This is a genomic window from Reichenbachiella sp. MALMAid0571, assembly GCF_040151475.1.
Lineage (GTDB): Bacteria > Bacteroidota > Bacteroidia > Cytophagales > Cyclobacteriaceae > CAXBNB01.
On sequence record NZ_JBDKWG010000143.1, the window covers coordinates 148331 to 162899 of the forward strand.

General features: G+C 37.7%; 13 protein-coding genes. 5 read left to right on the plus strand and 8 right to left on the minus strand.

Translation table 11 applies throughout. The features are described 5' to 3' along the window. Positions 1-2: 2 nt before the first annotated feature. The 4 genes from holA to AAOP42_RS17265 all read right to left on the minus strand — a co-directional run bounded on the left by holA (position 3) and on the right by AAOP42_RS17265 (position 4643). Positions 3-1025: a DNA polymerase III subunit delta gene (gene holA / locus AAOP42_RS17250; RefSeq protein WP_349529806.1), complete on the minus strand. Its 1023-nt coding sequence runs from the start codon at positions 1023-1025 to the stop codon at positions 3-5. Positions 1026-1192: 167 nt separating this feature from the next. Beyond that, positions 1193-1636, minus strand: a complete 444-nt coding sequence (locus AAOP42_RS17255; RefSeq protein ID WP_349529807.1) for a DUF302 domain-containing protein — start codon at positions 1634-1636, stop codon at positions 1193-1195. Between the two features lie 4 nt (positions 1637-1640). Next, on the minus strand, positions 1641-2435 hold the full coding sequence (locus AAOP42_RS17260) for an alpha/beta hydrolase (protein ID WP_349529808.1): 795 nt from the start codon (positions 2433-2435) through the stop codon (positions 1641-1643). Positions 2436-2459: 24 nt separating this feature from the next. Beyond that, the gene (locus AAOP42_RS17265; protein WP_349529809.1) at positions 2460-4643 is read right to left on the minus strand and encodes a carboxy terminal-processing peptidase; all 2184 of its coding nucleotides are present in this window, start codon (positions 4641-4643) and stop codon (positions 2460-2462) included. 256 nt (positions 4644-4899) lie between these two features. Between AAOP42_RS17265 and AAOP42_RS17270 the strand changes: the two genes are divergently transcribed. Continuing rightward, complete coding sequence (locus AAOP42_RS17270) at positions 4900-6030, plus strand: aspartate aminotransferase family protein (protein WP_349529810.1); 1131 nt, start codon at positions 4900-4902, stop codon at positions 6028-6030. A gap of 6 nt (positions 6031-6036) precedes the next feature. Here the strand turns inward: AAOP42_RS17270 and AAOP42_RS17275 are convergent, their stop codons facing one another. The 4 genes from AAOP42_RS17275 to AAOP42_RS17290 all read right to left on the minus strand — a co-directional run bounded on the left by AAOP42_RS17275 (position 6037) and on the right by AAOP42_RS17290 (position 11022). Further along, a complete protein-coding gene (locus tag AAOP42_RS17275; protein ID WP_349529811.1) occupies positions 6037-7209 on the minus strand; it encodes an aspartyl protease family protein in 1173 nt (390 codons plus the stop codon). 167 nt (positions 7210-7376) lie between these two features. Then, a complete protein-coding gene (locus tag AAOP42_RS17280; protein WP_349529812.1) occupies positions 7377-8414 on the minus strand; it encodes a leucine-rich repeat domain-containing protein in 1038 nt (345 codons plus the stop codon). 117 nt (positions 8415-8531) lie between these two features. Further along, positions 8532-10337 carry a M23 family metallopeptidase gene (locus AAOP42_RS17285; RefSeq protein WP_349529813.1) on the minus strand — a complete coding sequence of 602 codons (1806 nt, stop codon included), beginning with the start codon at positions 10335-10337 and terminating at the stop codon, positions 8532-8534. Positions 10338-10410: 73 nt separating this feature from the next. Next, the gene (locus AAOP42_RS17290; RefSeq protein WP_349529814.1) at positions 10411-11022 is read right to left on the minus strand and encodes a fumarylacetoacetate hydrolase family protein; all 612 of its coding nucleotides are present in this window, start codon (positions 11020-11022) and stop codon (positions 10411-10413) included. Between the two features lie 95 nt (positions 11023-11117). Between AAOP42_RS17290 and AAOP42_RS17295 the strand changes: the two genes are divergently transcribed. From AAOP42_RS17295 to nadA, 4 genes are all read left to right on the plus strand, one after another. Further along, a complete protein-coding gene (locus tag AAOP42_RS17295; protein ID WP_349529815.1) occupies positions 11118-11927 on the plus strand; it encodes a M48 family metallopeptidase in 810 nt (269 codons plus the stop codon). Positions 11928-12187: 260 nt separating this feature from the next. Continuing rightward, positions 12188-13183: a biotin synthase BioB gene (gene bioB, locus AAOP42_RS17300; protein ID WP_349529816.1), complete on the plus strand. Its 996-nt coding sequence runs from the start codon at positions 12188-12190 to the stop codon at positions 13181-13183. Between the two features lie 36 nt (positions 13184-13219). Further along, positions 13220-13573 carry a 6-carboxytetrahydropterin synthase QueD gene (gene queD, locus AAOP42_RS17305; RefSeq protein WP_349529818.1) on the plus strand — a complete coding sequence of 118 codons (354 nt, stop codon included), beginning with the start codon at positions 13220-13222 and terminating at the stop codon, positions 13571-13573. 36 nt (positions 13574-13609) lie between these two features. Continuing rightward, positions 13610-14569 carry a quinolinate synthase NadA gene (nadA, locus tag AAOP42_RS17310; protein ID WP_349529819.1) on the plus strand — a complete coding sequence of 320 codons (960 nt, stop codon included), beginning with the start codon at positions 13610-13612 and terminating at the stop codon, positions 14567-14569.

The window sequence follows — 14569 nt, forward strand, 5'->3', positions numbered from 1 at the left end:
GATCAATGCATCAATTTGAATATCAATTCTTTCAATATCTGGCCGTCTTCTATACTTACATTGTCTATTCCTTTGGATCGCAAATCGGCTTCCCGAATATAGGAGATATTTCTAATGACATGACCCAAGGGGTAATTCTTTGCTGCCATCATATACTCCTTTACAAAAAATGGATTCACTTTGAGCAAGGAGGCCACCGCCCTATCCGATTTGTCCTTAGAATGATGTACCAAAAGAATCTTATTGAAGAACGAAAATATGATTGCAATGACCGGAATAATAGGATTATTTTTCAAGTCAGATTCAAAATATTTAATAATTTCATTAGCCTTTAACACATTCTTGTATGCCAGCACTTTTTGCAATTCAAACACATTGTATTCCTTGCTGATACCTATGTATTTGTAAATATGATCAGGATTTATTTTCTTTTCATCCTTGAAATTGATCAACATTTTATCAATCTCGTTGGAAATCCTTGACAGGTTGTTTCCAATGTTTTCAACAATCAAATGAACTGCCTTTTGATCTATTGAATAGCCTTTTTTCTTCACAAATGACTCCACCCAATCCGGCAATTGATTGTCGTACATCTTAACAGATGATAGCACTATGGCATGTTTGTCCAGAAACTTGTAAAGTTTCTTTCGCTTATCAAGAGTCTTGTATTTGTAGCAAAAAACCAGCACTGTAGAAGGCTGTGGGTTTTCTGCATAGGCAGACAAAAGTTTTTCACCCTGTTCTTTATTGATCGCCTGAATCTCCTGGGCCTCCTTTACGATAATCACCCGTCTCTCTGCCATCATTGGAAACTCTCTGGCGTGACTCAATATCGTCTGAAGATCGGTCTCTTTCCCATACAAAATGGTCTGATTAAAACTTCTCAAACCCTCGTTCATTCCATTTTCTTCTATAAAATCAGAAACCTGATCTATAAAAAAAGGCTCATCTCCCTGAAGAAAATACAAAGGAGCAAATTCATTGTTTTTAAGTTTTTCAAGGATAGACTGACTGGTTACACTCATAGCAACTCCTCCTTGTTTATCAAATGTCTTGCATGAAAAACTGTAGCGTCAATTGATGGGGTTGTACCTCTTATTTTTTTACTATCCAAGTCTGCGAAAATTCTGTTTTTCATTTATTGAAAATATAGTAGCGAAGATAAGATGATTTATACTCAGAAAAAATTTCACTACCGCTTTCTGATCACATCATTTACTACTTTGAGCATGGCTCTGTTCAATAGCATCAAAACTTCATCGCACTCCTGGATCATGAATCTTTTTTTCATCACATCTGTTTGCATAAATCCTATGTATGTGTCCCCATACTCATTCCACAAAATGAGTTTGAGTGGCATATCGAGCATGGCAGTTGGGGCGCAGGATAAGAGATTTTTTACAGCTTGCGTTTCAAAAGAGATTACATAAATTTTACCAGAAAATTTCTTTTCTTCTTTCTCTGAAGCAAACTCTTTCTTTCCAACTATTTTAAAGCTATTCTTTTCGATGACTTCATAAATTTTCACTAATGTGGAATCAACAGAATATGGGCTTCCATAAACAGTGAGTTCTTGTGCTCTGGAAGCGAAAGCCATTGATAGTAGCAACAAAACAATCGGTAGAATTTTATTCATTATATCAATTAAGAATTTTCTTCATCAAATCATTGTACTGGCTAAATTCATTCAAATTATTGTGTTGACCATTCTCAATGGTAAAAAACTTCAATAATTCTTTATTTCCGGATTGAGCCAACCGTTGGCCATATTCAATAGGAACCACGTTATCTGAGGTTCCATGGAAGATGTAAATCGGACAGGTAATTTTTCCTATGTAATCCGCAGAATTGAATTTGTACTTAAATATATTCTTGGAGGGTAGAATCATGAGCCTTTCGAAAAGCATTTCACTAAAATTGTGATAGGGTGTTTCTAAAATCAGTGCCTTTGCTTTTACTTTTGAAGCCAACTGACATGCCAGCCCCGTACCCAGCGATCTTCCGTAAATGATAATATCCGACTCACTGTATTGTTTGGTAAGGTAATCGTAAGCCAATAAGGCATCTTCATGTAACAGGGTCTCAGTTCTATTACCAGTGCTTTTACCATAACCCCGGTAGTCGATCACAAAAACATCATAATCATATTGAGTGAAATAGGCAGCCAAATTGCCCCATCGGATAATGTTTTTTCTATTGCCGTGAAAATACAGGATGACACCCTTTGGAGCTTTTGATTTAAGCATCACTCCGTGTATTCTGGAGGAGTCAGGAGTATCTAAATACACTTCTTCAAAAGGAACTTCTATATCAAATTTGAAATCATCAGGAAGTGGAGAGCCCTGAAAGATTAGTTTCTCCTGAAATAAATAAACTGCCAGAATAATCAGCGCATAAATCAGTACCGCACATATTCCAATATAGAGTAGCTTCATTTAGCGCTGCTAATATTTATCGGATTAACCGACTTTAAATTTCACTATTTCAGCCAGTAATCTTAAGCTTTCCTTTAGATAAGGGTCTTTTTTCAGTTTCTTATTTTCTTCTTCTGTTTCTGCTATTTCAGAAGTTTGAACTGAAATTCCATTTTTCAACCTTTTTTCTATTTCATCCGAGGTTTTCACCTTCGCTTGTTTATTTACGTAACCATTTTTACCGGAAAAGGAAGTTGACTCATTGTCGATTTCATTAGGATTTTTTAGCCTACCTTCGTTAGCAACGTAATCATTCTCATCAGAAGAATCTGGGTCTTCTTTGGCTTGCTCACTTTTTCTTTCCTGATAGTTCAAAGAAATACCATCTGAATCACGGTCTTTTTTCGACCGTTCTATATCCTCAGAGAGTTTCTTTAAATCTTTATCAGTTTGTAAATGACTCAGGTATAGAGTATTCAATTTGGATTTCAATTCAGGTGAAATTGTATTCACTTTTTTATAATCACTTTCATTGATCTTATCCCAGGGCAAGGCACTTGGTTTAGAGCTTTCTCCAAACTCTTCAGCACTAAATGCTGATGGGAAATGCACATCCGGAGCAACACCGATGTTCTGGGTGCTACTTCCCGTTACCCGATAAAACATCTGTAAAGTCAGCTTCAAATTACCCAGCTTATCCGGAAAGTTTGGCATTCTTTGGTTGAGCCCAACCATCCTTTGCACAGTTCCTTTTCCAAAAGTAGTTTCCCCAAGAATTAATCCTCTTTGATAATCCTGAATTGCTCCTGAAAAAATCTCTGATGCCGAAGCACTGAACCTGTTGGTCAATACCGCCAAAGGGCCTTTATAAAGGGTATTTGAGTCAGTATCCTTTAGTACATCTATTTTTCCATCAAAGTTTTTAACCTGCACTACAGGCCCATCTTCAATGAACAAACCGGTAAGATTTATCGCTTCTTCTAAAGAACCACCTCCGTTGTATCTCAAATCAATAAGGATGCCATCTACTTCCTTAGCTTGCAAATCAGTAATCAACTTAGCAACGTCTCTGGTAGTACTTTTGTAGTCTTTCTGACCACTTCTCGCTCCTTCAAAATCCAAATAAAAACTTGGAATGGTAATTACCCCCAAACTATATTTTTCTTTGCCCTCCGTAATTGGAATGATCTCCGACTTGGCTGACTGGTCTTCCAGTTTGATTTTATCCCGTTCCAGTCTGATGATTTCAGGGTTAGACACTGTCAATTTCCCTCTGATCACCTGCAGTCTTACAATAGAGCCTTTCGGCCCCCTAATCAGCTGTACCACATCCGACAATCTCCAGCCTATGATATCTACAAAGTCTCCATCATCGCCTTGTGCCACACCAATTATTTTGTCATCTTTTAGAAGTTCTTTGCTTTTGTAAGCCGGCCCTCCGGGGATCTTTTCATCAATCACGGTATAGTCCATATCCTGTGTCAGCCTTGCTCCTATTCCCTCTAAGGAAAGACTCATATTTATGTTGAAATTATCAGAGGATATTGGGGAAAAATAATTGGTATGTGGATCCAATGTTTCAGTGTATGAGTTCATATAAAGCTGAAACACATCGTCATTGTTGTTCTGATTGACATTCTTTTTGTACCTCTTGTATCGCTGTACCAGCAGGCTATTGATGGTAGTATCTGCTTTTCCTGCAAGCTTCAGGTTTAAAGCCTGATTTTTCACCATTTTTCTCCAACGTTCATTTAGTTCGGCTTCATCTTTTGCCCAATCCAACTTGTCTTTGTCAAAGTCTAATGTTTCTTCTTTAGAATAATCAAACCCCTTTTCAAGTAATTCAAATACATAATCCAATCTGGAATTGGTTCTGTCTCGATATACTCTGAAAATTTGAAAGGCTACATCTACATTTCCCTCTAGTAAATCGTCATCTAACCTCTCTCTGTATTTAGAAAAATAATCCAGATCAGAACTATAAAAGTATGATTTATTGTAATCCAATGAATTGAAATAATTGTCATAAATGACTCTGGAAAGTGAGTCGTTGAGTGGAGCTTTTCTATAGCTATACCTTTCCAGAAGATTCCTTATTTCTCCAACCTCTATTTTGTGTTTTGGCTCTGGTTTCAATACGATAACAGAATCCTTTCTATCTATGGCATAACCCAGAGAAGCCATTCCAAAATAAAGTGTTGCTAATATTCTAAATGCCCATTTATTCATCTTCACAAATTTGATTTACTTAAATAACTGTTAAAACAACATATAAATGTTAAAAACAACAACTAAAAATACCTTTATAATTCATACTGATAATAATTAGTTGTTTTTAGAAACGAGATAAAAGCCCGTTATTGTTATTACGCTTGAAAACTATTTAAATTCGAACTTTATTTTACAAACGAACATTTACATCGATTTGACTACTTCACGAAACCACTTCTTGCAATACTTAGGCCAAACCTCTCAATTTCCCCTAATGCTGGAAATAGAAAAGGCAGAGGGTCTTTATATGTATCAAAAAAATGGAAAGGAGTTGATGGATCTTATCTCAGGCATAGGTGTGAGTACCATCGGACACAGGCATCCGGGAGTAGTTCAAGCAATAAAGGATCAGGTAGATAGACACCTGCATTTAATGGTTTACGGTGAATTTATAAGCTCGCCTCAGGTGAAACTTGCAAAAGCACTGTCAGATACCCTGCCTAACCAACTGAACAATGTTTTTCTGGTAAACTCAGGCAGTGAAGCTACCGAAGGTGCAATTAAACTTGCCAAAAGACATACTGGTAAAACTGAAATAATTTCGTTTCAAAATGCATACCACGGATCAACTGCCGGAGCTTTATCCGTTTGTGGCAATGAAGACCTTAAGAATAGCTTCCGCCCTCTGATTCCAGGCAATAAGATACTCAGATTTGGAAACATTGAAGATCTGTCTCAAATATCTGAAAATACTGCTGCAGTGATTATTGAACCCGTTCAGGGTGAAGGGGGAATCCGAACCGCATCATCAGAATATTTTCAGGAATTGAGAAAAATATGTAATCAACAGGGTGCACTTTTGATTTTTGATGAAATACAAACCGGATACGGACGAACAGGAAAATTCTGGGCGTTCGAACATTTCGGCATAGTCCCGGATATACTGCTTTGCGCCAAAGGCATGGGAGGTGGCATGCCTATCGGAGCATTCATTTCTTCCAAAGAAATAATGTACTCGCTCACTCACAATCCTATTCTGGGTCATATTACTACATTTGGAGGGCATCCGGTTAGCTGTGTAGCTGCACTGGAAACACTCAATATAATCTTAGATGAAAATCTGATGGAAGGTGTAGCGGAAAAAGAAGCTTTGTTTCACAACCTACTACAACATGATAGAATCAAAGAAATCAGAAGCAAAGGGCTCATGATAGCTGTAGAGTTTGAATCGTTTGAAGTATTAGAAAAAATAATCAAAAATCTACTTGATTTGGGTGTACTTTCAGATTGGTTTTTGTTTTGTGACAACTCCATGAGAATAGCTCCTCCCCTGATCATATCAAATGAAGAAATAAAAAAAGCCTGTAACAAAATATTACAGGCCATTGATTTATCTTATCAATGATTAAACCTAAATCAGAGCTTTAAGCTTTAAATCAATTGACTTCCCATCTACTTTAATTTTAACAGTTTTTCCACTTTCGCTTAGGATTCTTCTCAATTCAGGAAGTCCAACTTCTATAGCGGACTTTCCACTTACCTCATTCAATTCCGAATCTACTTTAATACCAGCATCCTCCGCAGGACTATTGTCAAAAACTTTGTGAATCATCACTTTGCTCATATCTTCACTCAATTGAAGTTCCAGACCCGAAGCATTGATTTGAAATGGTTCACTATATCTGTCATTTTTCTCCCAATACATTTCATGTTTGGGATAATTGTAGGTTACGTTAAATTTTCTAAGTAAACCACTTCCCAAAATACCAGTTACCTTTTTGTGGTTTTGTATTCCATGTTCTGCATGACTCAAACCGACAGGTACATTCTCAAAACCAAATCCACTAAATGTCAACGACTTTGCCTTTCCCTGATGGTGCTCATATTCCTTTTTTCCTAACCCTGATACGAGGTAAATATAACTGTCTCCGATTTTATCAATCATGCCATGCTTTGTTACATAAGGGGTATTAAAATCAACAGTTGCCTTTGCTCCGGTATCGACAAAGAATTCTCCTGTGATAGTTTCTCCATTTGCCAGTACTACATTGGCTGAGATATGAGGAATATAAGAGGTCAATTTAATAGGAAGGGTTCTACCCGTACCTTTGTATTCATAGCCTTTAGAATCAAACAGGTCAAATGACATTTGATTAAAATTCATCGAAACCACATAGTTTTCAAGCATGTCATATCCAATAATCCCATCTATTTTACGTCCAATACTGATTTCCAAATGCCTCAAAGAAGTTTCATAGATTTCAATATCCCTCAACTCTATATTATTGATTTCAATACTTTGATGCTTCAAAAGTTTACCCGAAATCTCACCTTCGGCACTGGTTTTTTTTGTATCCGCCCCTGAAACCATGTTCAGTTCCTTGGCAGTCTCTATATTCAAAACTGTAAGACCATCTCCGGTATCAAAAATAAAATCCAGGTCACGGGAGTTGTTCACTTTTATCTTTACAAAAACATGATCACCATAAAGTTCAAACGGAACGCTTGTTAGTGGTGATTGTGCCATAGAGACGGCAAGATTTGAAAAAATTGCAATTATTATTAATCCAATTGTCTTTTTCATTTTTCTAAGATTTTTATCTGATTTCAAATTAAATCCAATATTTCCAATATACAAAATATGGATGTTAATTAAATCTGACAGACAATCTCCCGGCTTGTAGTAAGAAATGAATGTTACAAATCAAAAACACAGCAACTGAGCAATAAGCAGGAGAGCTTTTTATCATTTCAGCAACCCTCAACGCTCAACACCTGATGCTCCTGCTTGCGCACGGTCGCTATCAATTGACCATCTGCAATTTTGACACAGGTAAGACCAGAGTTCCTTCCTATACTTAAATCATAAAGTTCGGTAAGTTTACTCACATCTAATTGTTGCAATTGATTACTTGAAATCCATAGATAATTCAGATTTACATTGTTCTCCAAATTGATGGTAGCGATCTTATTTGCAGAAACTAGCAGGATTTCGAGTGCAACGTTCGAATCCACATCCAATCCTTCGATCTCATTTGTGGTAGCAATCAGGTTCTTCAGTGATGTGCTTCCACTCACATTCAATGTACTGAGAAGGTTTTGTTCTACATTCAAGTCTTCTAATGAGGGAATATTGACAATCAATTCTTCCAGGTAATTCCAGGACAAGTTCAAGGAGATTAATTTGGTGGTGGCCTCTAATCCCGAAACAGATATAAGTTCATTAAACAACAGGTCTAATTCGAGCAAATTTACATTCCTACTCACATCGATAGTTTTTAGGAGGTTAACCTGAAGTCTCAATGTATCCAGGTTATTATTAGCCTTTAAATCAATCTCCTCCAATTCATTGAAACTTGCGTCTAAGAAAGACAAGGAAGCATTGGCACTCAAATCAATCGAAGTGAGCATGTTACCGTTTACATTAAGTCTTTCTAAAGCGGTATTTTCACTCAATGATACAGATGTTAGGGCATTGTCCTCAACCGATAGGATGAGTAGATCTTTAAATGCTTCGATACCAGTCAAGTCTGTTATTTTCTTCTCAGAATCAGTTCCCTGAAATGTCAAATTCAATAATGTTACCCCATCAGCATCTTCACTAAGTAGTTTATGGTTAACAATCCCATCACTATCTATGCCCTTCTCTATCAATTGTGCTTCAAAATTAACATCCGGTATCTCAACAAAAATTGGAGAAATGGGATCTTGAGGTACAGGATCATTTTCTTCGGTGCAAGAAAAAAACACAACTATGGCTGCAATTGCCATCAATAAATTCACTTTCATTATCTTATTATTTGATCTGGATGCAAATAGACCAAAAAGGAAGCACCCCTATGTTCGGTATTATAATTCAGAACAAATTTACACAAGTTGGTAATTGAAATGATTAGATATCAAAACCTAAAAACTCCTACGCCACTCCTTTTTATTTCCAGAGTTGTCATTTACAGTCAACACAAACTCTCCGACTATGTCCGTTTTGGGATCTGAATAAAGGTATCCGGTTTTGGCATCATAATTCATCAATAACCATTTACCGTTGAGTGTGGCAGTAAATGTTCCTACGCCAGACATTTCATCTTCAATCCTAAATTTCAATCTGTTTGGCTTGGATTTAAAATGCGAAATGGTAGGTGGCACTATGTCAGTGGCTATGGTATAATTTACCAAGTCTCTGGTTTTGAAAGTGATGTTGCCATCAATCGACCACTCTCCTCCTACAAAATACAGTACCTTGTTGTCACCCACAGAATACACAAAGGAATGCTGCCTGTCGTACTTGAGTTCAGGCGTGATTTTCATAGTAACATATTTGCGAAGTGGCTGGTCATAGTGGGCAAAAGAAAAGTATTCCGATTGTTTCACCGAGTCAATAGTTTTAGCATAACTCAGATGTAGCGTGTCGAATAAGGAATACCTCGGAAAAGTAATTTCCACATTTTTATCTGCATAGGCATCATCCACATTGGATGGGATACTGTTTTTGTAGTTGAATGAAAATTTCTGATCGCAAACAACGGCTGAGTCCGGGTGACCGTTTCTTACATCCCAAAGATAAAAATAGCGGCCATCCGCCGAGTAGGTATGCGCCAGCAGTTTTTCTTCTCCCTTGATATAAAAACGGGCAAAACAATCCTCTTTAATACCTTTACTCATCACTTCAAGGATTTCATTTCTCATATCGAACCCATCTCTGTTGAGTCTGTACATGTTTTTGTAGGAAGCATTTTTCAAATATCCCTTGTCATTGACCATGATATGATATTGTCTCACATTGCCATAGTTATCCTCCAGTTTCACATCAATGGCATGCTCCAACGGATCTGAAAAATGCAATACCCCTTTATTATCATCAATGTTGTAAAACTTCAAAAAATTACCATCATCAACATAGAGTTTATTGAACCTTCGACCACCTTCCACCATTCTTTTATAATTGGTGTGCACCAATATATTTCTCGAAGTACCAAAATTGATTCTATCTATTTCTTGATTGAAAACAGGTTTGAAATCAAACAGTAAAGTCTGTCGTACTACTCCATTTCGATTGTTAACACCATTCAATTGATCATAAACATACACCTCTACTCCTATTTTGCCAGTCAAAGTAACCGGTACTTCCAGTACATAGCCACCATCCTGTTCTATCACCGCATATTCAAAGCGTCCAAACATGCCATTGACCCGGCTGTCAATATCCATAGTCACAAACGCAATGTGTGACAATGTGGGAGGCAACAGGTCTTTAATTTCACTAAAACCATAAGTAAGTGGATTCAAGACCTCCTGATTGGCATCTCTTATTTCAAAATGCAAATGTGGTCCGGAAGAAGAACCACTATTTCCCGATAGTGCTATTACATCACCCTTTTTAAAAGTAAATCTGTCTTTTGGCACACTGATATCTACTGCAAAAGATTCCCTTTTATATTGATAATCTCTAACGTAATTGGCTACTGCATCCTGAAATTCCTGCAAATGCGCATATACTGTGTATGTACCATTAGGGTGTACCATATACAATGCATTTCCATAGCCACTTGGAGACACTTTGATGCGCTGAATATATCCATCTGCGGCAGCAAAAACAGGAAGCCCGGAAACTCCACTGGTCTTAATGTCAATACCTGTATGAAAATGGGTAGAACGCAGTTCTCCCATTGTTCCGGCCAGATAGTTTACTTCACCGGGTCTCACAGGGCACATATAATATCCCTTTTCTATACTTTGCGACTCAGCAAAAAAACAATTAAAAACCAGTACAAAAAATGTTGTGTATTTACCTAATCTCAAAATCCAATAATTTTTCTCCTTCTAAATATCCTTCCAGCCTGTTTCCAATCTGAACCGGGCCTACTCCCTTCGGTGTGCCTGTAAATATAATATCCCCTTTTTTTAGCATAATATATCTGGAGATGTATGCGATAATAAAACCGAAACTAAAAAGCACCAGTGAAGTGTTGCCTTTTTGAACATTTTTACCATCTATATCTAAACTAAAATTTAAGCTATTCAAATCCTTATAATCCGATTTAGGTCTAAATTCAGAAATTGGAGCCGAATGGTTAAACCCTTTAGCCAATGCCCATGGAAGCCCTTTTTCTTTTGCCTTGGTTTGCAAATCCCGTGCCGTAAAGTCAATTCCCAAACCAATTTGGTCATAATATTTATGGGCAAATTTTTCTTCGATGTTCTTACCATTTTTACATACTTTCAACAGTACTTCTACCTCGTAATGTATGTCTTTGGAAATAGAAGGATAATAAAATGGCTGATTGTTTTTGAGTAATGCCGTCTCCGGTTTGGTAAAGACCACTGGCTCTGATGGGCGTTCATTATTTAATTCTTCTATGTGATCAACATAATTTCTTCCTATTGCTAATATTTTCATGTCTGAGATAAATAAAATAGTGGTATTTGCTCTAAATTCGTTTTTGAATTAATTCAACGAAAGTAAAAAAGTATAATTTATTAACACCCAAATTCATGAAATATATAAGCTCACTTGTCATAATGCTGGCGACATTTTTCCTGTATCAATGTGCCACCGTTCCGATCACAGGCAGGAGACAACTTAATCTGGTTTCCAACTCCGAAATAATACCTATGAGTTTTGATCAGTACAGCCAGGTATTGAAAGAAAGTAAACTATCTACTGACAAGCAGCAGACCGCTATGGTCAAGAATGTGGGCAGTAGAATACAAAAAGCTGTAGAGCAATATATGGCAGACAACAACATGGCAGATCAACTGGAAGGCTTTGCCTGGGACTTTAACCTAATCGAAGAAGATGTACAAAATGCGTGGTGTATGCCCGGAGGTAAGGTTGCATTTTATACAGGCATCATGCCAACCTGCAAAGACGAAACCGGAGTAGCGGTAGTGATGGGTCATGAAGTAGCACATGCCATAGCCAACCATGGTCGGGAAAGAATGAGTCAGGGGTTATTGACACAAGGCTTTTTAGGTGGCATTTCGGCTGCCATGGGAGAAAACCCAACAGGCACACAAGAACTGCTCATGCAATCAATTGGAGCAGGAACTCAAATCGGAATGCTCAATTTCTCCAGGCAACATGAATCAGAAGCAGACAAACTGGGACTTATATTTATGTCAATTGCAGGATATGATCCAAGACAAGCACCCAAGTTTTGGGAAAGAATGTCTGCTGGCGGTGGAGAACAACCTCCGGAGTTCATGTCCACTCACCCATCGCATGAAACACGTATTTCGGATTTGAATGCACAAATACCCAATGCTTTAAAATACTACGAAGCAAACAAAGACAAATACTAAGAGTAATAAAACAAGAAAGGTGGCTAAAAACCACCTTTCTAAAATTAACAACCTATAAACCTAAAATCTTGTGTTTCTGACCTTCCCTTCAATATCCTTAGATAAGGACTTCAATTGTTGGTGCTCTTAAGACAAGTAATTATAAACACACCCCTAAATGATTTGTTTGAATTAATTCAATACAGATATTTTTTTGATTTCACTTACTCCCCCTTACCAATCCTATATTACTTTTGCGGGTAACAAAAACGCTTTTCTTTATGCAAATACGAAACGACTGGACACGAGAAGAAATTACTGCTATTTATAATTCACCTATTTTAGAATTGGTTTACCGTGCGGCAACCGTCCACAGAGAAAATCACGATCCCTCAGAAGTGCAGGTATGTACACTGCTCTCCGTAAAAACAGGTGGTTGCCCTGAAGACTGTTCTTACTGTCCTCAAGCTGCACGTTATCATACAGATGTAAAAGTGCAGAAGTTGATGGAGGTAGATGAAGTATTGCAAGCGGCTAACAATGCCAGAGAGAGCGGTAGTACCCGTTTTTGTATGGGTGCAGCCTGGAGAGAAGTCCGGGACAACCGTGATTTTGACAAAGTGCTGGAAATGGTAAAAGGGGTCAATTCTATGGGAATGGAAGTATGCTGTACACTCGGCATGTTGACAGAAGAACAAGCAAACAAACTAAAAGATGCCGGTCTTTATGCCTACAACCACAACCTGGATACCAGTGAAGAACACTACGAAGAAATCATCAGTACCAGAACTTACGATGACAGATTGGACACATTGGAGAATGTAAGAAAAGCAAATATATCTGTTTGTTCAGGCGGTATTATCGGCATGGGCGAACAACATGAAGACAGAATTGGTATGTTGCATACCTTGTCAAACCTACCTGAACATCCGGAATCTGTACCTGTGAATGCTTTAGTACCAGTAGAAGGAACTCCCTTGGCAGAGCAACCACGTGTGTCAATCTGGGAAATGCTCAGGATGATTGCAACAGCAAGAATCATAATGCCAAAAGCCATGGTGAGGCTTTCGGCAGGCAGAACTGAAATGAATACAGAAGAGCAAGCACTGTGCTTTCTTTCAGGAGCTAATTCTATATTTGCAGGAGATAAACTACTCACCACTCCTAACCCTGAAATAGATGCCGACAAACAAATGTTCCAGACGTTGAATCTCAAACCAAGAAAATCGTTTAAGGATCAGGAGGCAACTGTGAAATTTGAGCAAATTCCATTGTAGGAATATGTAAATCTTAAGAGAGAATTATTAAGGAGCATGTTGATATTTAAAAAATTTACTTTTGACTCGGCTCATGCCTTGCCGAATGTACCGGATGGCCACAAATGCAAGGAAGTTCACGGGCACACCTACCAGCTTACACTATTCATAGAAGGTGACCTTATAGATCAATTGGATTGGGTAATGGATTTTGCTGTGGTAAAAAAAACTGTCGATCCTATCATCGACATTGTTGACCACAAATACCTCAATGACATAGAAGGGCTTGAAAACCCGACCTGTGAAAAAATAGCCATATGGCTATGGGATAAAATCAAAGAAGGCATACCAGCATTAAAACGAATTGAACTAAACGAAACACCCACTTCTGGTGTTATATACGAGGGTTAACAATCTAATATACCATTAGATAGTAAATAGACACTTATGGAACAAGTAGCAACAAGGGCTAAAAAAGATATTGAGTTGATAGAAGAAGTCAATCGACTTAGAAAAGAAAAGAATGCTGTTATTCTTGCTCATTATTATCAGGAAGCCGTTATTCAGGAACTGGCCGATTTTGTTGGCGATAGTTTAGGTTTGTCACAACAGGCCGCTACCACAGAAGCAGACATTATTTTATTTGCGGGTGTTCATTTTATGGCCGAAACAGCCAAAATCATCAACCCAAGCAAAAAAGTCATCCTTCCAGATGTAAATGCCGGATGTTCTTTAGCAGACTCCTGCCCTCCTGATGAATTCAAGAAATTCATTGATGCACACCCTGATCACATGGTAATTACTTACATCAATTGCTCAGCAGAAATCAAGGCAATGAGTGACATCATTTGTACATCTTCCAATGCCGTTAAAATCGTAGAATCTCTTCCAAAAGACCAACCTTTGATTTGTGCTCCCGATAAAAATCTGGGCAAATACATCATGAAACAAACCGGACGAGACATGCTCTTGTGGGATGGCACTTGTATGGTACATGAGGCTTTTTCGATAGATAAAATATTGAAATTACACAAAGAGCATCCTGACGCTCAATTTATTGCCCATCCGGAATCTGATCCCAACATTTTGAATGTTGCTTCCTATGTAGGATCTACGACAGGTTTGATCAATCATGTAAAAAACAATCCTGCAAACAAGTTTATAGTAGCAACAGAAGCAGGTATATTGCATGAAATGCGCAAGGAAGTTCCACATAAAACCATTATACCTGCTCCAGCTGAGGAAAATAACTCCTGTGCTTGTAGCGAATGTGGATTCATGAAAATGAATACACTGGAAAAACTATACTTGTGTTTGAAAAACGAATCACCGGAGATTCATGTAGCTGAACACATCAGAGAAAAGGCTCTGATACCTATCAACAGGATGCTTGAATTGTCGAAATAA

Bases quoted from the DNA above. Each gene is read 5' to 3' on its own strand.
- holA (WP_349529806.1), bottom strand. From the start codon at position 1,025: ATGAGTGTAACCAGTCAGTCTATCCTTGAAAAACTTAAAAACAATGAA.
- AAOP42_RS17255 (WP_349529807.1), bottom strand. From the start codon at position 1,636: ATGAATAAAATTCTACCGATTGTTTTGTTGCTACTATCAATGGCTTTC.
- AAOP42_RS17260 (WP_349529808.1), bottom strand. From the start codon at position 2,435: ATGAAGCTACTCTATATTGGAATATGTGCGGTACTGATTTATGCGCTG.
- AAOP42_RS17265 (WP_349529809.1), bottom strand. From the start codon at position 4,643: ATGAATAAATGGGCATTTAGAATATTAGCAACACTTTATTTTGGAATG.
- AAOP42_RS17270 (WP_349529810.1), top strand. From the start codon at position 4,900: ATGCTGGAAATAGAAAAGGCAGAGGGTCTTTATATGTATCAAAAAAAT.
- AAOP42_RS17275 (WP_349529811.1), bottom strand. From the start codon at position 7,209: ATGAAAAAGACAATTGGATTAATAATAATTGCAATTTTTTCAAATCTT.
- AAOP42_RS17280 (WP_349529812.1), bottom strand. From the start codon at position 8,414: ATGAAAGTGAATTTATTGATGGCAATTGCAGCCATAGTTGTGTTTTTT.
- AAOP42_RS17285 (WP_349529813.1), bottom strand. From the start codon at position 10,337: ATGTGCCCTGTGAGACCCGGTGAAGTAAACTATCTGGCCGGAACAATG.
- AAOP42_RS17290 (WP_349529814.1), bottom strand. From the start codon at position 11,022: ATGAAAATATTAGCAATAGGAAGAAATTATGTTGATCACATAGAAGAA.
- AAOP42_RS17295 (WP_349529815.1), top strand. From the start codon at position 11,118: ATGAAATATATAAGCTCACTTGTCATAATGCTGGCGACATTTTTCCTG.
- bioB (WP_349529816.1), top strand. From the start codon at position 12,188: ATGCAAATACGAAACGACTGGACACGAGAAGAAATTACTGCTATTTAT.
- queD (WP_349529818.1), top strand. From the start codon at position 13,220: ATGTTGATATTTAAAAAATTTACTTTTGACTCGGCTCATGCCTTGCCG.
- nadA (WP_349529819.1), top strand. From the start codon at position 13,610: ATGGAACAAGTAGCAACAAGGGCTAAAAAAGATATTGAGTTGATAGAA.